The sequence below is a fragment of the Lysobacter antibioticus genome, assembly GCF_001442535.1.
GTDB classification, from domain to species: domain Bacteria; phylum Pseudomonadota; class Gammaproteobacteria; order Xanthomonadales; family Xanthomonadaceae; genus Lysobacter; species Lysobacter antibioticus.
In genome coordinates this window covers 5,029,795-5,048,036 of the sequence record NZ_CP013141.1, presented here as the reverse complement: position 1 = coordinate 5,048,036, position 18,242 = coordinate 5,029,795, and the positions used below count along the sequence as shown (strand labels likewise).

At 65.6% G+C, this 18,242-nt stretch carries 10 protein-coding genes; 6 read left to right on the top strand and 4 right to left on the bottom strand.

Annotation, left to right across the window (positions count from 1 at the left end; translation table 11 throughout):
* Window positions 1-174 precede the first annotated feature (174 nt).
* Window positions 175-1,881, top strand: coding sequence for a ShlB/FhaC/HecB family hemolysin secretion/activation protein (locus GLA29479_RS20420; protein ID WP_169795702.1), 1,707 nt, complete (start codon window positions 175-177; stop codon window positions 1,879-1,881).
* 963 nt (window positions 1,882-2,844) lie between these two features.
* Here GLA29479_RS20420 and recQ read toward each other — a convergent pair.
* The 3 genes from recQ to GLA29479_RS20405 form a co-directional block, all read right to left on the bottom strand.
* The gene (recQ, locus tag GLA29479_RS20415; protein WP_057919013.1) at window positions 2,845-4,659 is read right to left on the bottom strand and encodes a DNA helicase RecQ; all 1,815 of its coding nucleotides are present in this window, start codon (window positions 4,657-4,659) and stop codon (window positions 2,845-2,847) included.
* Window positions 4,660-4,755: 96 nt separating this feature from the next.
* On the bottom strand, window positions 4,756-5,205 hold the full coding sequence (locus GLA29479_RS20410; protein WP_057972674.1) for a nuclear transport factor 2 family protein: 450 nt from the start codon (window positions 5,203-5,205) through the stop codon (window positions 4,756-4,758).
* The gene (locus GLA29479_RS20405) at window positions 5,202-6,110 is read right to left on the bottom strand and encodes a nuclear transport factor 2 family protein (RefSeq protein ID WP_057972673.1); all 909 of its coding nucleotides are present in this window, start codon (window positions 6,108-6,110) and stop codon (window positions 5,202-5,204) included. The genes GLA29479_RS20410 and GLA29479_RS20405 overlap by 4 nt, the downstream gene beginning before the upstream one ends.
* Window positions 6,111-6,295: 185 nt before the next feature.
* On the opposite strand from GLA29479_RS20405, the gene GLA29479_RS20400 reads away from it, so the two are divergent.
* Window positions 6,296-7,204 carry a LysR substrate-binding domain-containing protein gene (locus GLA29479_RS20400; RefSeq protein ID WP_211265006.1) on the top strand — a complete coding sequence of 303 codons (909 nt, stop codon included), beginning with the start codon at window positions 6,296-6,298 and terminating at the stop codon, window positions 7,202-7,204.
* Between the two features lie 120 nt (window positions 7,205-7,324).
* On the opposite strand, the gene GLA29479_RS20395 is transcribed toward GLA29479_RS20400, so the two are convergent.
* Window positions 7,325-7,906 (bottom strand): Dps family protein, encoded by a 582-nt coding sequence (locus GLA29479_RS20395; RefSeq protein ID WP_057919009.1) that lies wholly within the window; start codon window positions 7,904-7,906, stop codon window positions 7,325-7,327.
* Between the two features lie 135 nt (window positions 7,907-8,041).
* Here GLA29479_RS20395 and hrpA point away from each other — a divergent pair, with 135 nt between their 5' ends.
* The 4 genes from hrpA to GLA29479_RS20375 all read left to right on the top strand — a co-directional run bounded on the left by hrpA (window position 8,042) and on the right by GLA29479_RS20375 (window position 18,204).
* On the top strand, window positions 8,042-12,124 hold the full coding sequence (gene hrpA, locus GLA29479_RS20390) for an ATP-dependent RNA helicase HrpA (protein ID WP_057972671.1): 4,083 nt from the start codon (window positions 8,042-8,044) through the stop codon (window positions 12,122-12,124).
* A gap of 422 nt (window positions 12,125-12,546) precedes the next feature.
* The gene (locus GLA29479_RS20385) at window positions 12,547-14,682 is read left to right on the top strand and encodes a peptidase domain-containing ABC transporter (protein WP_057972670.1); all 2,136 of its coding nucleotides are present in this window, start codon (window positions 12,547-12,549) and stop codon (window positions 14,680-14,682) included.
* Window positions 14,672-16,057, top strand: coding sequence for an HlyD family type I secretion periplasmic adaptor subunit (locus GLA29479_RS20380; protein WP_057972669.1), 1,386 nt, complete (start codon window positions 14,672-14,674; stop codon window positions 16,055-16,057). Before GLA29479_RS20385 ends, GLA29479_RS20380 begins: the two co-directional genes overlap by 11 nt.
* Window positions 16,057-18,204 (top strand): type I secretion system permease/ATPase, encoded by a 2,148-nt coding sequence (locus tag GLA29479_RS20375; protein WP_057972668.1) that lies wholly within the window; start codon window positions 16,057-16,059, stop codon window positions 18,202-18,204. Before GLA29479_RS20380 ends, GLA29479_RS20375 begins: the two co-directional genes overlap by 1 nt.
* The last annotated feature ends 38 nt before the right edge of the window (window positions 18,205-18,242 follow it).

The window sequence follows — 18,242 nt, the reverse complement described above, 5'->3', positions numbered from 1 at the left end:
GGCAAGGCCCCGTTCCCGTCGCGCAACAACGGCGTATGGTGACCGCATGAGTCTTGGGGAGGCGCGTTCCGCCGAACGGCGGACGCGCCATTCCAATGCAGATCTTCCCAGTGCAGATCTTCCCAATGCGAACCATTCGACTGGATGGACCACGCTAAACGCAGGGGCGCGTGCATGCGAACAGGCCTTTCGGGAAAACGCTACTTACTCGCGCTGACGGTCACCGCGCTTTTGTATTCGACCTTGCCGGCGTATTCCCAGGACCGCCTGCCGACCGGCAACCCGTTGCAGACCCTGCCGCAGGCGCCGTTGCCCAAGACCGACCCGAAAGTCAGCACCACGGTCGCGCCGCAACAGAACCCCGAAATGGCCGCCTTGCTCGCCGTGCAGATCACGCCGAGCAAGTTCGACGTGTCCGGCGTCAAGGCCATTCCGTTCGAGCAGGTCGCGGGGGTGTTCAGTCCGCTCGCCGGCAAGAACATCACTGTCGCCGAGCTGCTGCAGGCCGCCGAGGCCTGCAGCAAGCTGTATCGCGAACACGGCTACGCGCTGTCGTTCTGTTATCTGCCCACCCAGGATTTCGCCAACGGCGTGGTCCGCGTGATCGCGGTCGAAGGCTATGTCGCCGAGCTGCGCCTGAGCGGCAAGCCGGGCAAGCTCGAACGCAAGATCCGCGCGATCGCCCAGCACATCCTCGACGACCGGCCGCTGCGCCAGAGCACGTTCGAGCGTTACTCGCAGATCCTCGGCTTCCTGCCCGGCGCGAAGATGGCGATCAACGTGCCCGCACCGACCACCACCGACGGCGCGACCGCGCTGGAACTCAACGTCGGCGGCAAGCGCTACGACGCGACCTGGGCGCTGGAGTTCAACCATCCCGGCACCCAGGGGCTGATGAATCTGCAGCTCAACGCGCTGACCCCGCTGGCCGAGCAATGGACCTTGTCGACTCTGTATCCCGATGGCCGCGGCGACGAGCGTTTCTACGGCGCCGGCTATTCGCAGTTGTTCGGCAGCGACGGTTGGATCGGGCGCGTCGACGGCTCGCGCTATCGCGGCGAACCGGCCAGCCGCACGCCGTTGCCGGAGTTCCTCGATCACCGCGTCGAACAGGATCGTCTCGCGTTCGGCGCCCGCTACCCGTGGTTGCTGCGCAACGAACGCTCGATCTTCATCGGCGCCGGCATCTACGGTGCCGACCAGGTCGATGCCTACCGCAACACCGCGACCGGTGCGACCCTGGAGCAACGCTCCAAGACGCGCGTGTTGCAGGCGACCCTGGACTACACCAAAGCCAAGAAGAACAGCGCCCGCCAGATCAGCCTGTCGATCGCGCGCGGCCTGGATGCCTGGGGCGCTTCGGCGAGCACGGTCACCAACGTCGCCGGCGTCGAATTCGCCACGCCGAACGATGTTTCGTTCCGGCGCTACAACCTCGGTTACGCACAGAGCCGGAGCTGGGCCGAACAGCGTTATCTGGCGATCCTGCGCGGCACCGCCCAGTACAGCCGCAACCGCCTGCCTTCGTCCGAGCAGATCAGCTTCGGCGCCTCGCGTTTCGCCTTGGCCTACGACCCCGGCGAAGTGTCGGCCGACAAGGGCTGGGGGTTGTCGCTGGAACTCAGCCGCAACTTCCGCCCGCAATCGCGCTGGTTGAAATCGGTATCGCCCTATCTGGTCGTGCAACATGCCCAAGTGTCGATGACCCAAGGCCGCCCGCCGATCGACAAGCTGGGATCGGTGGGGCTGGGCATTCGTTTGTCCGACAACCATCACTACAACGTCGACTTCGCCTATGCCCGGCCGACCGCGGACCTGCCGCTGGAGGCCGACGACCGCAAGGCGCGCTGGAATCTGAGTTTCTCTTATCAGTTGCAGTAGGGGTGCGGCGCTGCTGTGTGAGGCGTCCTGTAGGAGCGGCGTGAGCCGCGACCGCGTTCTCTCGATCTAGCGTCGTCACTTGCCATCGCTTCAGGGTAGGAGCGACGCGAGTCGCGACCGCGCAGCTGACGGTTGCTGCGCTTCTTACCGCAGAGCGATGAAGCCACATCCACTGCAAAGCTTCCGCCCGCTGAAGCGGCCGGGTTACTTTCTTTTGCTAAGCCCAAAAGTCCACCTGGATTCCCTTCGGTCAAAAGTAACCAAAGAAAAGGGCTTTCCTTGCAAGGGCACAGGCCACGAGTGCGATGCCTGCGCCGGGATTTTCCGATAAGACGTCCCTGTCTTATCGGAAAACGGCGCACGTCCTGTGCGCCGCCCTCCGGGTCTACGGTTGCATCGTTAGTTCGGAACTGCGCCAAGCTCCACAGCAACAGCAACAGCAACGAATATTGCCGTTGCCGTTGCCGTTGCCGTTGCCGTTGTTTGCTGTGCGTCGCGACGAGCTAGCGAAGGCCATAGAAGACCCGGAGGGCGGCCTGCATGGATGCAGGCCGTTTTTCATCGGGACAGGGATGTCCCGTATGAAAAAGCCCCGCGTCCGAGTCGCTCGTGCGGGCCCTTGACTCAAAAAGAAGCATTTTTCTTTGGTTACCTTTCTTTTGTTGCTTATGACAAAAGAAAGTAACCCGCCGCTTTAGTGGCGGAAGCTTTTGGCGTTTGATCTTGGTCTTGATCTGATCTTGCTTGAGCGGTGCGCCGCGAACCGGACACAGCGCGGTCGCGGCTCGCGCCGCTCCTACCCCCCGCGGAAGTGCGCGGCTTCGATGGGCGTCATCGGCGTTGATGCTCTGCGCGTCCCGCGGCCGCGACTTATGACCGAAGGAAATCCAGTAGGACGTCGCTCCTACACGGATTCTATGGAGCTACGAAGCGAGATCACGTCCCAGCCCGCCAGCGCAGTCGTCACCCTTGATCGAACAAATGCTGCAACACCGCCTCGCCATAGCGATCCAGCTTGCTGGCGCCGATCCCGGGAATACGCGCCAGTTCGTCGAGATCGTCCGGCGCATGCTCGGCGATCGCGCGCAAGGTGCTGTCGTGGAAGATCACATAGGCCGGGACGTTCTGCTCGCGCGCGGTGGTCGAACGCCACTCGCGCAGGGCGTTGAAACGCACCAGCGATTCCGGGTCGAGGTCGATCATCGGCGCCGCGCTCGCACCGCCGCGGGACTTGCGCGCGCCGCCCGCGGCCTTCGGTGCTTCGGTGCGGAAGCGCAGGCTGCGTTCGCCGCGCAGCACCGGGCCGCTGTCGGCGGTCAGGCGCAGGGCGCCATGACGTTCGATGTCGGCTTCGAGCAGGCCGCCGGCGACCAATTGGCGGAACACGCTGCTCCATTGCTTGGCGTCGAGATCGCTGCCGATGCCGAAGGTGCTGAGCTGTTCGTGGTTGAAGCGGGTGATCTTCTCGGTCTCGGCTCCGCGCAATACGTCGATGACGTGGCCGGCGCCGAAGCGTTGGCCGGTGCGGTAGACGCAGGACAGGGCCTTGCGCGCGGCCTCGGTGCCGTCCCAGCTTTGCGGCGGCTCCAGGCAGTTGTCGCAATTGCCGCAGCCGCCCGGATGCGGTTCGCCGAACCACCCGAGCAGACTCTTGCGCCGGCACTCGGTGGATTCGCAGAACCCCAGCAAGGAATCGAGTTTGCGCAGTTCCAGGCGCTTGCGCTCTTCGCCGGCTTCGCCTTGTTGGATGAGCTGGCGCAGGTTGACCACGTCGCCGAGGCCGTAGCACAGCCAGGCCTCGGCCGGTTCGCCGTCGCGGCCGGCGCGGCCGGTTTCCTGGTAATAGCCCTCGATCGACTTGGGCAGGTCGATGTGGGCGACGAAACGCACGTCGGGTTTGTCGATGCCCATGCCGAAGGCGATGGTCGCGACCATGACCACGCCGTCTTCCTGCAGGAAACGCCGCTGGTTGCCGGCGCGCAGCGAGGCGTCCATGCCGGCGTGGTAGGGCAGGGCGCGGATGCCGGCGGCGACCAGTTGCTCAGCGATCGATTCCACGCGCTTGCGCGAGAAGGCGTAGACGATGCCGCTGTCGCCGCGATGCGCGCTGAGGAAATCGAGCAGCTGGCGGGTGCCGTTGTCCTTGTGGACGACGCGGTAGCGCAGGTTAGGCCGGTCGAAGGAGCTGACGAAGCGGCGCGCGTCTTCCAGGTTCAGGCGTTCGGCGATTTCGCGCTGGGTCGGCGCGTCGGCGGTCGCGGTCAGGGCGATGCGCGGGATGTCCGGCCAACGCTCGTGGAGGATGGTCAGTTCGCGGTATTCGGGGCGGAAGTCGTGGCCCCATTGCGATACGCAGTGGGCCTCGTCGATCGCGAACAGCGAGATCCGCGCGCGGTCGATCAGCGACAGGCAACGCGGGCTCAGCAGGCGCTCGGGAGCGACGTAGAGCAGGTCGAGTTCGCCGTCGAGCAACTGCCGCTCGACCGCCGCGGCTTCGGCGGCGTCGAGGGTGGAGTTGAGATAGGCCGCGCGCACGCCGAGCTGGCGCATCGCCTCGACCTGGTCCTGCATCAGCGCGATCAGCGGCGAAATGACCAGGCCGCAGCCTTCGCGCAGCAAGGACGGGATCTGATAACACAGCGACTTGCCGCCGCCGGTCGGCATCAGCACCAGGGCGTCGCCGCCGTCGATCACGTGTTGGACGATTTGGGCTTGTTCGCCGCGGAACGCGGTATGGCCGAAAACGCGATGGAGGAGTTCGAGTGCGGGCTGCTGCATGCGCCTAGTCTAGCGGCGCGGCGTCGCAGGCGGTCGCGACGACGCCGTGAGCGCCGCTGAAACGCTGTCGCCGTCAGGGTGCGCCAGGGCCGCGGCTCAGCGTGAGCGCCGCTTGATGTGCCAGACGTTGCAGATCTTGTCGTTACGGACCTGATAGACCGTCAGCCCGTCGACGGTTTTGCCGTCGGCGGTGCCGGTGACGCGTTCGCGCGCCACCACCATGTCGTCCAGCGATTGCAGGCCGAGGATCTCGACCCGCGGATGCGGGCGCTTGGCGAAAGCGGCGCGGTAATAGCGCGAACGCGCCTGCGGCGAGGCTTCGGCGACCAGGGGCTGGCCGGGCAGGTTTTCGTCGTCGCCGCGGCGCCAGGCGCCGGCATCGGCGGTGGCCTGGGCCAGGAAAGCCTCGGCGTCGGCGTCGTTCCAGGCCTGGACGTAGCGGCGGACCACGACTTCCTGGGCATTGTCGGCGGCGACGATGGCGGCGCCGGCGGCGCTCGCCGAGAGCGCCGACAGTGCAATCAGCAGGGCCCGCATCCGCTTCATGGCTGCGCCCCGGCGGTGGCCGTGACGAGCGCCGCATCGGCGGGGCGGGCGATCTTCTCCAGCGGCCACAGGTCGAGGACGCGACCGTCGCGGACCCGCAGGATCGCCAACATCTCGTAGCTTTCGCCGGCGCTGGCCGGGGTGCTGCGTTTGTGGATGCGTTCGTGGGTGACGACCAGGTCGCCGACCGCGAAGGCGTCGAGCAGGTCGACCTGCACCGACGGGCCGTGCGCATACAGCGCCCGGTAGGTCTTGACGCGGCTGGCCTCGTCGACGACCGCCCGCGAGGGCAGGTCGGCGAGCCGGTGCGGGTCTTCGGCGCGGCGGAAGTGGCGGGCGTCGGCGGCGAACAGGGCGAGGAAGCGCTCGGCATCGGCGCGGTTGTTGGCCTCGACCAGGGCGCGCGCGGTCGCCACGGCGCCGGCGGCCTGCGTCTGGTTGTCGGCGGTTTCCTTGCCGACATGCCACAGGTCTTCGATCAGGCCGTCGCGAACCCGGTACACCACCAGCAGCACCTGCGGCTCGGCGCGCTTGGGGTCGGTGATGTGGACCCGCGACACCACCAGTTCGCCGAGCGCGACGGTGCGGGTCTGCTCGATATGCGGGGTGTCGGGTTGCGCCATGGCCTTGGCGAAATGCGCGCGCAGGCGTTCGGCGCCGTACATCTGTTCCAGGCGCTTGCCGACCAGGACGTGCGGATCGGCGGGCAGGCCGAAGATCTGGGCCTGCGGGGCGTACAGGGCGAGGAAGGCTTCCAGGTCGTTGCGATTGAGCGCGTCGAAGTCGGCGGCGACCACGGCGGCGGGCTTGGCCGCGGAGCCGGTCCCGGCATTGGCCTCGGCCGGGATCGGGCCCGTCAGGCCCAGCAGGCCCAGCGAAAGCAGAAGCGTGAATCGACGTTGCATGGCGGTGCTCCGGAGAGAGAGGCGAGGCCTGTTTGCCCAAGCTCGGCTTTTGGCAGATAGTCGTGCCACGCGAGGCGTCGGCCGATCGTGGCGATGCTGGGCTTGAACCTCGGACTAGGCTAGGAGCGGGGGCGGCCGCCGGCAACGCGAAAATCGCGCCGGATATATAAGGTCAGATTATGGATATGCCGACATTACCGCCGCTCAGCGCAATCCGCGCCTTCGAGGCCGCGGCGCGCTTGCAGAGCTTCACCCGCGCGGCCGAGGAGCTGGACATGACCCAGGCCGCGGTCAGTTACCAGATCAAGCGGCTGGAACAGCGGCTGGGCCTGGTGCTGTTCCAGCGCCTGCCGCGCAAGGTGGTGCTGACCCGGGCCGGCGAACGGCTGGCGCCGACGGTGCTCGACAGCTTCCAGGCGCTGCGTTCGGCCTTCGCCCAAAGCCAGGCGCGCTCCGAGGCCGAACTGGCGATCACCTCCCTGCCGACCATCGGCGCCAACTGGCTGGTACCGCGCCTGGGCGGGTTCCAGTTGGCGCATCCGCAGTTGGCGGTGCGCCTGGACACCGGCGTGCCCCTGGTCGACCTGGCCCAGGGCGAGTTCGACGTCGGCATCCGCAACGGTCGCGGCGAGTGGCCGGGCTTGTGCGCGCATTTTCTGTTGCCGGGGTTGTATACGCCGCTGTGCAGCCCGGGCCTGCTCGAAAGCGGTGCGCTGCGCACGCCGGCGGATCTGTTGACCCTGCCGCGGATCGGCCGCGAACGCTGGTGGCGCAGTTGGTTGGAGGCGGCGGGTGTCGGCGACGCCGATCTGTCGGCGCGGCCCGGGGTCGAGCTGGGCGTCGAGCAATACGAGGTGACCGCGGCGATCGCCGGGCATGGCGTGGCGATCACCTCGCCGCTGTTCTTCCGCAGCGAACTCGCCTCGGGGCGGCTGGTGCAGCCGTTCGAGCCGGTGCTGCGCGACGAGCGCGACTACTGGCTGGCCTATCCCGAGGTGCGCCGCGGCAGCGCCAAGATCCGCGCCTTCCGCGACTGGTTGCTGGCGCAGGCGCAGGCCGACGCGCAGGGCTGGGACGGCGGCGGGCGGCCGTGAGAACCGGCGCCGAACCCGGCGCCAGGCAATGAAAAACCCCCGTCCCGCGGAGCGAAACAGGGGTTCGGTACGGCGCGGCCGGCCGGCACGGACGCTCCGCGCCGGCCCGTCTTCAACGCTTTACTGCAGCAGCGAACGCAGCATCCACGCATACTTCTCGTGGGTCTGCAGACGCTGGGTCAGCAGGTCTTCGGTCGGCGCGTCGTCGACGTCGTCGGCCTGGTCGAGTACCTTGCGCGCGGTGCGGCACACCGCCTCGTTGCCGACCACGAGCTGGCGGACCATCTCGCGCCAGTCGGCGCTGTCGGTCAGGCCCGGCTCTTCGCTGATCGAGGACAGCTTGACGAATTCGGCGTAGGAACCCGGTGCGTTGAAACCCAGGGCGCGGATGCGCTCGGCGATATCGTCCAGCGCGGTCCACTGCTCGGTGTACTGGGTCTCGAACATGACGTGCAGGGCGTTGAACATCGGGCCCGTCACGTTCCAATGGAAGTTGTGGGTCTTCAGGTACAGGGTGTAGCTGTCGGCCAGGAAGCGCGACAGACCTTCGGCGATCTTCTTGCGATCGCCCGACGAGATCCCGATATCGATCGAGGGTGCGCTATCGGCGGCCGACGGCGACGCGGCCGGGGTGACCGACACCTTGTCCGATTTGGTCTTGTCCGTTTTGCTGGTCTTGGCGGGCTTGTTGGGCTTGGCCATGTGCGACTCCTTCTCCGATGCGGGCGATCGAACGGTTTCGATCGGGGGTTTTTTAAACAATGCGGCGACAATAGGCGCAGTCGGCCGCGAAGTGAAATGGTTTGTGCCTAGTGTTGCGATACGAACGATCTATCGATGAAGAGTACCGATTTCAACCAGTCTAGCCACGAGAATGCTAGTGCCGCGTTACGACAGGCGCGGCATGCGATCGATGGCGCCTTGAGCCGCGACCGCGGTCGCTTGCACGGCCTGTGGTCGCGTTGGAGCGGCAAGCCCGGCGACGAGCGCGCGCGCGACGCATTCGCGCAGGCGCTGGCGGCGTCGGTGGCGCAACGCGAAGCGCGGGCGGCCTCGCTGCCGCGCGCGCCGGTCGACCCGGGTTTGCCGATCGCGGCCGAAGCCGAGCGCATCGTCGAGTTGATCCGCAAGCATCCGGTGGTGGTGATCGCCGGCGAGACCGGCTCGGGCAAGACCACCCAGCTGCCGAAGCTGTGCCTGGCCGCCGGGCGCGGCGCCGCCGGCATGATCGGCTGCACCCAGCCGCGCCGCATCGCCGCGCGCGCGGTCGCCCGGCGCGTGGCCGAGGAATTGCAGACGCCGCTCGGCGAGACCGTCGGCTACCAGGTCCGCTTCAACGACAACGTCGGCGAGCGCACCGCGATCAAGTTCATGACCGACGGCATCCTGCTGGCGGAGATCCAGTCCGACCGCTGGCTGTCGGCCTACGACACGATCCTGATCGACGAAGCCCACGAGCGCAGCCTCAACATCGACTTCCTGCTCGGCTATCTGAAGCAACTGCTGAAGAAACGGCCCGACCTGAAGATCATCGTGACTTCGGCGACGATCGACACCGAGCGCTTCGCCGCGCATTTCGACGGCGCGCCGGTGGTCAGCGTCGAGGGCCGCGGCTATCCGGTCACGGTGCGCTACCGGCCTTTGGACGATCTGGGACTCGTGACCCGGGACTCGGGACTCGCAGAAGCGGTTCGTCGCGGCCCTTCGAGTCCCGAGTCCCGAGACCCGAGCCCCGTAAGAAGCGTCAACGACGGCATCGTCGCGGCCTGCGACGAAATCACCCGCGAGGACCCGCGCGGCGATGTGCTGATCTTCTTGTCCGGCGAGCGCGAAATCCGCGACGCCCACCAGGCGCTGGAGCGGCGCAAGTACCGCGAGACCGAAGTGCTGCCGCTGTACGCGCGGCTGTCGGTGCGCGACCAGGACCGGGTGTTCAACCCCGGGCCGAAGCGCCGCATCGTGCTCGCCACCAACGTCGCCGAGACCTCGCTGACGGTGCCGCGGATCCGCTACGTGGTCGACCCGGGTCTGGCCCGGGTCAAGCGCTACAGCCCGCGCGGCAAGCTCGACCGCTTGCATATCGAGCCGGTTTCGCAGGCCAGCGCCGACCAGCGCAAGGGCCGCTGCGGCCGGATCAGCGAAGGCACCTGCTACCGCCTCTACAGCGAGGCCGATTTCGAGTCGCGGCCGCGCTACACCGATCCGGAAATCCGCCGCGCCGCCTTGGCCGGGGTGATCCTGCGCATGCTCTCGCTCGGCCTCGGACATATCGAGGACTTCCCGTTCCTGGAACCGCCGGATGGCCGCGCCATCGCCGACGGCTGGCAACAGTTGTCGGAACTCGGCGCGGTCGGCGAGGACAAGAAGCTCACCGCCACCGGCCGGACCATGGCGCGCTTGCCGGTCGACGTGAAGCTCGCGCGCATGTTGGTGGCGGCCAATGCCCACGGCTGCCTGCGCGAGATGATCGCCATCGCCGCCTTCCTCGGCATCCAGGACCCGCGCGAGCGTCCGTCCGATCAGCGCGCGGCCGCCGACAACGCGCATGCCGAGTTCGCCGACCCGCGTTCGGAGTTCGTCGGCATCCTTAAATTGTGGGACGCCTACCAGAGCGCCCACGAAGACCTGACCCAATCCAAACTGCGCAGCTGGTGCGAGAAGCATTTCCTCGGCTTCCTGCGCATGCGCGAGTGGCGCGAGCTGCACCGGCAGTTGAAGTTGGTTTGTGAGGAAACGGGGCTCGGGACCCGGGACTCGGGACTCGACAAGCTTGCCGTCACCGCTTCTGCGAGTCCCGAGTCCCGAAACCCGAGTCCCGAAAAATACGCCAGCCTGCACCGCGCCCTGATCGCCGGCCTGCCGACCCAGATCGGTTTCCGTGCCGACCGCGGTTTCTACGACGGCCCGCGCGGGCGCAAATTCCAGTTGTTCCCCGGTTCGCCGCTGGCCAAGAAGCCGCCGCCGTGGGTGTTGTCGGCGACCCTGCTCGACACCGAGCGGGTGTGGTCGATGACCAATGCCACGATCGAGCCGGACTGGGCGATCCAGGAACTGCCGCACCTGCTCGCGCGGCGTCATCACGACCCGCGTTGGGCGCGCTCGCAAGGGCGGGTGGTCGGCAGCGAGCAGATCAGTCTGTTCGGCCTGGTGCTCGCGCCGAAACGGCCGATCCACTATGGCGCGCTGTATCCCGAGGAAAGCCGCGCGATCTTCGCCCGCGACGCCCTGGTGACCGGCGAGATCAATACCCGCTCCGCGTTCCTGGCGCGCAACCTCGCCACCCTGGCCAAGGCCCACGACGAAGAAGCCAAGCAACGCCGCGCCGGCCTGGTGGTCGACGAGGAATGGATGGCGCAGTGGTACCTCGACCGCCTGCCGGCGCAGGTCCACAACGTGCAGGCGCTGGACGCTTGGTACAACAAGCTGCCGGCCGAGGAAAAAGCCAAGCTGGAGTGGTCGAACGCCGAGCTGATGATCGGCGGCGAAAGCGAGGCCGCGCGGTTCCCGCCGTATCTGCAGCTGGGCAATGCGCGGCTGGCGGTGAGCTATCGCTTCGAGCCGGGCGCGGCCGACGACGGCATGACCCTGGCAGTGCCGTTGCATCTGCTCAACGCACTCGACCCGGCGCAGCTGTCGTGGCTGGCGCCGGGGTTCGTCGCCGACAAGGCCGCGGCCCTGATCAAGAGCCTGCCGAAGATCCTGCGCCGCAACTTCGTGCCGGCGCCGGATTTCGCCAAGGCCTTCCATGAGGCGCACGGCAAGCCCGAGGCCGACGACCTGGTCGGCACGCTCGCGCGTTTCCTGCGCAAGCTGACCGGGGTCGAGGTGGCGGCGACGGATTTCGATCCGGCTTCGATCGAACCGCATCTGCGCATGAACCTGCGTCTGCTCGAAGTCGCCGAGCCGCGCGGCAAGGGCGGCGGCAAGGGCGAGGCCGCGGTGGTGTTGGCCGAGTTGCGCGATCTCGACGAACTGCGCGCGCGCTTCGGCGAACGCGCGGCGCGCGCCTTCGCCGCGCGCGCCGCCGACGGCCTCGGCCAGCGCGGCCTGACCGCGTTCCCGGAGCAGGCGATCCCGATGTCGGTGCCGGGCGCGGCCGGCGTGCCGGCGTTCCCGGCCCTGCACGACGACGGCGATACGGTGTCGCTGCGCGTGCACGCCGAGCGCGAGGCCGCGTTGCGCGCGCACCCGGGCGGGGTGCGGCGTCTGCTGGCACTGGCGATGGCCGACAAGCTCAAGCAGGCGCGCAAGCAACTGCCGGTGCAGGCCAAGACCGGCCTGCTGTATGCCGCGATCGAATCGGCCGCGCCGCGCCAGAACGGCTTGCGCGACAGCTACCGGCTGCGCGAGGACCTGGTCGACGGCGCCCTGCAGTCCCTGCTCGGCGACGATGCCGAACTGATCGCCGTGCGCGATGCGGCGGCCTTCGAGGCCCGCCGCGACGCGGTCGCGCGCAAGCTGTTCCCGGAGGCGACCGAACGCCTGGCCCAGGCCGAGGCCATCCTGAGCGCAGTGGCCGACGTGCGTTCGCGCCTGGAGTCGTCGTTGATGGGCTGGGCCAGCGGCAACCTCGACGACATGCGCGCGCAGCTCGCGCGGCTGACCCCGCCGGGTTTCCTGCGCAACGTCGCCACCGCGGCCTTGGCCGAATACCCGCGTTATCTGAAGGCCTTGGCGGTGCGCAGCGAACGCGCCTTGCGCGATCCGGTGCGCGACCAGGCGCGGATGCTCGAACTCAAGCCCTTCGTCGAGGCTTTCGATGCGGCCAATGCCGGCGGCCGGGCCGACGACGCCGGCTGGCAGGCGCTGCGTTGGGAGATCGAGGAACTGCGAGTGTCGTTGTTCGCCCAGGAGCTGGGCGTGCGCGGCGGGGTGTCGCCGAAGAAGCTCGCGCAACGGCTGGCGTCGTTGCGCGGCTGAGCGTATTCGGGTCGCGAGGGCTTCCCGAAGAAGGCAATTGCGTGCGCAGCGATTGTCGATGAGTGGGATGGCGCAGTTCACATTCGACTGAAGCCGGTGGCGCGACGGGCCGGCCGAAGTCGATGGCCGTCCGGCCCGCACTGCGATTTGCGCAGAAGCAGAAAGCGATCCGAAACTGCTCGTTCCGATTACGGAAGGGCCTGTGCGACCTCACCCGGCACTTGCGCCGACAGCGTGGGCGAAGCCGGTGCGGTGCCTATATGTGCCACAAGGCACATTATGAGTTTTTTACATCTAAGACTTTTCCCTATTGCAAGGCCTGGGGAAGCGGAGCAGCTTCTTCGATATAAGGGACATCCGTCACGTTTTTATGAGGCGCATCGTCGATAGCGCGCCGTGACTGGTCCCTTGGGGGGAGGGGGATGTCAAAAAACCAAGATATCGACGATCGAGCCCATGAGCTGAGTTCAGCCCTGGGTTGCTGCCGCATTCTGCTCTCCTTGGTGAAAGGGAAAGAGCAGGATCCCGGCTACGCGGCATCGGTCGTCGACCTGAAACATGCGATAGCGCTTTATGGCCGGGCGCACGATGCCAAGTTTTCCGTAGCCAGCCTGCGTTATTCGAGGCTGGGCACAGTCCGGTTGCCCGTGGCCTTTCGGACCGAGGCGGACGGGTACCAGGTGCTTCTGAACCGATCGCCCGCTCAGGCCCTGGTGTTTCAACCCGGCAGTGCGGCCCCGAAAGTGATCAGTAGCGAGGAGCTGCAAACGAGCTGGACAGGCGAGAGCATCAGGTTGCTCGATTCGCCGCCGAAGTTCGATATCCGCTGGTTCATTCCCGAGTTCGCCCGCCATAAGCGCCTGTTGGCCGAGGTGCTGTTCGTCTCTTTGATCCTGCAGCTGCTCGCGCTGGGGTCGCCGCTGGTATTCCAGGTGGCGATGGATAAGGTGCTGGTGCACAAAGCGTTGTCGACGCTCGATGTCATTACGGTCGCGCTGGTTGCGATCGCGGTGTGGGAAGCGGTCTTGACCGGACTGCGAGGTTACATCTTCACCCATACCACCAACCGGATCGACATCGCCATTGGTGTCAAGTTGTTCAAGCATTTGATGGGTCTGCCGCTGCGCTACTTCAAGGCGCGGCAGATCGGAACGATCGTCGCCCGTGTGCAGCAGTTGGAAGGGATTCGGTCTTTCCTTACCGGTTCGATGCTTACTCTCTGCGTCGACCTGGCGTTCGCCTTGGTATTCCTGTACTTGATGTCGCGTCTGTCGTGGAGCCTGACCTGCATCGTCCTTGCCGGGTTGCCGTTCTACTTCGCTGTCGCTTATGCGAGCACCGGCCCGCTGCAGAGCCGGATCGAGCGCCAATTTCAGGTCGCTGCGCTGAACAAGTCTCTGCTGGCCGAGTCGGTTGCCGGGGTGGAGACGATCAAGAGCATGGCGGTCGAGCCCGGGATGCTTCGCCGTTGGGAGGCGCAAGCCGCGGAAGCGGCGGAGGCGGGATTCCGGACCCAGAGTTTGAACAGTCTGGTCAGTCATGGAGTGACGCTCCTGCAGAAGGTGATCTCTGTCGCCATCGTCTGGTACGGAGCCCAGTTGGTGACTTCGGTGCAAATCACCATCGGGCAGCTGATCGCCTTCAACATGATGGCGTCGCATATCAATGCGCCGATCTCGAGGCTCACCGATCTCTGGCAACAGTTCGTTCAAGCTCGGGTCGCGGTGGACAGGTTGGGCGACATGCTGAACTTGCCGGTCGAGCAGGATCGGGCGGCAGTGGAGCCGGCTGGGCCGATCAGTGGTTCGATCGAGATACGCCAACTGGTGTTTCGCTATCAACCGAACTCGGAGCCGGTACTGAAGGGAGTGTCGCTCCGCATCGAGCCGGGAGAGAGTATCGGCATCGTCGGCCCCTCGGGGTCGGGAAAGAGCACCCTGGCCTATCTTCTGCAGAAACTCTATGCCCCGGACGCGGGCGAGATTCTTGTAGACGGAATACCGCTGCCGAGGCTGAGCGCCAAGTACCTGCGCAGTCAGATAGGCGTGGTGCAGCAGGAAAGCTATCTCTTCAATCGAAGCGTTCGCCACAACATCGCCATTCGGGACGCCTCGGCGCCGCTGGAGGATGTCATAAGAGCCGCGAAGCTCGCCGGCGCCCACGACTTCATCCTGCAGCTTCCGACGGGGTACGACACTATCTTGGCCGAAGGAGGAAGCTCCTTGTCCGGTGGGCAACGCCAGCGCGTCGCTATCGCTCGCGCACTGATGGCCGATCCGAGAATCCTGATACTCGACGAGGCGACCAGCGCTCTCGACGACGAATCCCAAGCGCTGATCCAGCGGAACATGGCGGAGATAGCCAAAGGGCGCACCGTCGTCACCATCGCCCATCGTCTTTCCGCGGTGCGGCGATGCGATCGCATCGTCTCGTTGGAGCACGGGCGCATTACCGAGGTGGGAAGCCACGACGAGTTGGTCGCGCGAGGCGGGTGCTATGCCAAGTTATGCGATCTGCAACGTTCATTCGGAAATCCGGGGGCGGGGCATGCTGCTTGATCGCGTCAAATCGGTTCTCAAGACTGCCTGTCCAGCCGGTAGGACGGTGTCCGGCCCGAACAAGACGCGGGACGAACACGAGTTCCAGCCGGGCTATCTGGAAGTCATCGAACGTCCGCCGGCGCCTTGGTCGCGCCGCACCGCCGTTGCGCTGGCGGCGACCTTCGCGGCAGTCCTGGTTTGGGCGATTTTCGGGCACCTGGATATCCAGGCCAACGCGTCGGGGCGCCTGTTAGTCCCCAGCAACTCCAAGGTGGTCCAGTCCGTCGAAGGCGGCGAGATAGCCGCGATCCACGTGCGCGACGGCGCACGCGTCGAAGTCGGCGACGTACTGGTCAGCCTGAATCCGATCGGCGCCGACGCAGAGTTCAGAGAGTTGCGCGGCCAGCTGAACTTCAAGTTGCTGGAGCAGGCCAGGCTGCAAGCGCTGCTGACCGACGACCCCGTGGCTAACTTCATCGCGCCGGAGGATGCGTCAGCGGAGCACGTGGCGATCGCCCGCGAACATCTGCTCAGCATATCGAGAGAGCTTCGGGCGAACATAGCCGGCATCGAAAGCGAAATGGCGGTCAACCGGGCCAATCAGAACGGGCGCGAAGCGGACATCGCGGCCTTGCAAAAGCTGGCGACGAACGTCATGCAGCGGTTGGATGCGTACCGCGTCCTGGCTGCCGGAAAACTTATTTCCAATGTGGAGCTGCAGCAGCAAGAACGAGAGCGTCTGGAGATAGAACGCGCGGTCTCGCAGCAGCGATCCGAACTGGGGGTGATGAGGGCCCAGTATCAGTTGCTGGCCCATCAGCGCAGCGCCTACCTGGCGAAGACGGCGAAGGAATACCAGGACAGTTTGGCTTCTGTGCGGGTGGAGGTTTCAAATCTCGCTCAAAAGCTGGTCAGGGCTAAAGAGAAAGTGCGTTTGCAAACCTTGAGGGCGACCGTCGGCGGCGTGGTGCAGCAGCTTGCAGTGCATACCCGGGGAGGTGCGGTGCAAGCCGGCCAGCAGCTGATGGTGATCGTGCCCAACGAAAAATCTCTGCAGGCCGAAGTCATGGTGCTGAACGGGGATGTGGGATTCGTAAGGCCAGGGCAGTCGGTCGAGCTGAAGATCGATTCTTTCGCTTACACGCGATATGGCACGGTGCCGGGAAAGATACTCAACGTATCGCGCGATGCGGTGAAGGACGATCGGCTCGGGTTGGTGTTCCCGGCCAGGGTCGAGTTGCGCCGGCTGCATATGGCTTCGGACGGCAAGACTTTTCCTTTGCAGGCGGGCATGGGCCTGAGTGCGGAAATCCGCACGGGCAGACGACGGGTCATCGACTACGTTCTCGGTCCTTTGCGCGAATACCAGTCCGAAGCGCTTAAGGAACGATGATGTCCAAGTCGACCGAAAGCTCTCGCCCCATCGAAGGCGTCGGCGGTGCCTTCGTCGATGAAGGCTTGGCGGCTCTGGCCTACGCCGCCCGCCATTACCAGATTATGGTCGAGGCCGAGCAGCTCTGCCATCAACTCGGCCGAGCGCAGGGGGCGGCCAGCGGAGTCGACATTTGCCGTTGCGCGCGTTCGATCGGATTGAGAGCGAGAAGTATCGACAGCGGCATCGAGCGGATCGCGGCATTGCCGCTGCCGGCGTTGTTGAAGACTGCCGACGGATGGCGAGTTCTGGAATCGGTGAGCGAGGCTGGCGCGCTTGTGCGTGTTCCGACGACAGGGGAGCGCCAGCTCTCGTCTTTCGACGACCTTGCCGAGCGCTGGCAAGGCCACACGATCCTTCTGGGCGAAAAGAGCGAACCATCGGGACGACAGGCGTTCGGCTTCGCCTGGTTCATTCCGTCGGTGATCAAACACATCCGGCAGTTCAGAAATATTCTGTTGGTGTCGATGATGCTGCAACTGATCGCGTTGGTGACGCCTGCGGTGTTCGAGAACGTCATTGATCGGGTCTTGCTGAATCGAAGCACCTCAAGCTTGCAAGTGCTGGGAATAGCGCTGCTCGCATTGGCGGTATTCGATTTCGTCTATGGATTCCTGCGTTCCTGGTTGTTCTCCAATCTCGCGGCGAAGATCAACTCGGAGCTATCCGCCCGCGTCTATCGGCATCTGATGGCGTTGCCCATCGGCTACTTTCGCAAGCGGCAAACCGGCGAAATCGTCGCTCGCATGAGCGAGCTGGATAGCATCCGCCAGTTTCTGACCGGATCGACGCTGACCGTGGTGCTGGACCTGCTGTTCCTGGGGCTGTTCGTCGCGGTAATGCTTTCCTACAGCGTCGAGCTGACGTGGGTCGTCCTGGGAACTTTGCTGGTCTATTTTTCATTGTGGATGGTGTTCGGCCCTGTGTTGCGCAACCGCACCGAGCGCGAATACGAATTGAGCGCCGATAACACCGCGTTCTTGACCGCGTCGGTCATGGGCATCGAGGTCATAAAGACAACGGCCACGGAGGAGAGCTCCCTGCGTCAATGGGAGAGCGGGTTCGCCAGGTTCGTACGCGCCTCGTTCCGGGCCAGCGTGCTGGGCATATCGATCGGTCAATCGGTCGATCTGGTGCGGAAGCTGTCCAGTGCGCTGCTGCTGTGGTGGGGCATTAGCCTGGTGATGGAAGGCAAGCTGAGTCCGGGCGAGCTGGTGGCGTTCAATATGCTCGCGGGGCATTTGACCCAGCCGATTCTGCGCCTGGCCCAGGCGTGGCAAGACTTGCAGCACACGACCATCTCCTTGCGCCGCATAGGCGACGTGCTCGATGAGCCGACCGAGCACGGCAACGGCGGGTTGGCTTCGATCCCGGCCCTGCAGGGCGGCGTCTGCTTTCGGAATGTGCACTTCCGCTATGGCGAAGACGGTCAAGAAGTGTTGCGCAATCTCTGTCTGGACGTGCGCCCCGGCGAGTTCGTCGGTATCACCGGGCCCTCCGGATCGGGCAAGAGCACGATCAGCCGATTGTTGCAACGTCTCTACCTGCCCCAGCGCGGCCAGGTACTGGTGGACGGAATCGACATCGCGATCGCGGATCCGGTTGCGCTGCGTAGGCAGATCAGCGTGGTTCCGCAGGAAAGCGTGCTGTTCTCGGGAACGGTGAGCGAAAACATCAGCTTATGCAGGCCGCAAGCGTCCGAAGCCGAGATCGTCGAGGCAGCTACCCTAGCCGGTGCCGATTCGTTCATACGATGCCTGCCTCGCGGGTACGACAGCCAGGTCGGCGAAAAGGGATCGGGTTTGTCGGGCGGGCAGCGCCAGCGCATCGCGTTGGCCAGGGCGCTGCTTGCCCGTCCCAGGCTGTTGTTGCTCGATGAAGCCACCAGCGCGCTGGATTACGAATCGGAGGCGGCGATCATGGCCAATCTGGAGGCCATCGCCAGAGGACGCACGGTGATCAGCATCGCGCACCGGCTAAATACGCTGCGCTATGCCGACCGCATCCTGGTGGTCGATCGCGGAGCGGTCGTCGAAAGCGGGTCGCATCGCGAGCTGGTCGCGCGCGACACGGCCTATGCCCGATTGTGGCGATTGCAAATGGGCTGAACGGAAGCGGCTGTCAGTGGATCAGCCAGCGAGCGCGA

Coding starts and splice junctions, on each gene's coding strand:
- GLA29479_RS20420 (WP_169795702.1), top strand. CDS start 175: ATGCGAACAGGCCTTTCGGGAAAACGCTACTTACTCGCGCTGACGGTC.
- recQ (WP_057919013.1), bottom strand. CDS start 4,659: ATGCAGCAGCCCGCACTCGAACTCCTCCATCGCGTTTTCGGCCATACC.
- GLA29479_RS20410 (WP_057972674.1), bottom strand. CDS start 5,205: ATGAAGCGGATGCGGGCCCTGCTGATTGCACTGTCGGCGCTCTCGGCG.
- GLA29479_RS20405 (WP_057972673.1), bottom strand. CDS start 6,110: ATGCAACGTCGATTCACGCTTCTGCTTTCGCTGGGCCTGCTGGGCCTG.
- GLA29479_RS20400 (WP_211265006.1), top strand. CDS start 6,296: ATGCCGACATTACCGCCGCTCAGCGCAATCCGCGCCTTCGAGGCCGCG.
- GLA29479_RS20395 (WP_057919009.1), bottom strand. CDS start 7,906: ATGGCCAAGCCCAACAAGCCCGCCAAGACCAGCAAAACGGACAAGACC.
- hrpA (WP_057972671.1), top strand. CDS start 8,042: ATGAAGAGTACCGATTTCAACCAGTCTAGCCACGAGAATGCTAGTGCC.
- GLA29479_RS20385 (WP_057972670.1), top strand. CDS start 12,547: ATGTCAAAAAACCAAGATATCGACGATCGAGCCCATGAGCTGAGTTCA.
- GLA29479_RS20380 (WP_057972669.1), top strand. CDS start 14,672: ATGCTGCTTGATCGCGTCAAATCGGTTCTCAAGACTGCCTGTCCAGCC.
- GLA29479_RS20375 (WP_057972668.1), top strand. CDS start 16,057: ATGTCCAAGTCGACCGAAAGCTCTCGCCCCATCGAAGGCGTCGGCGGT.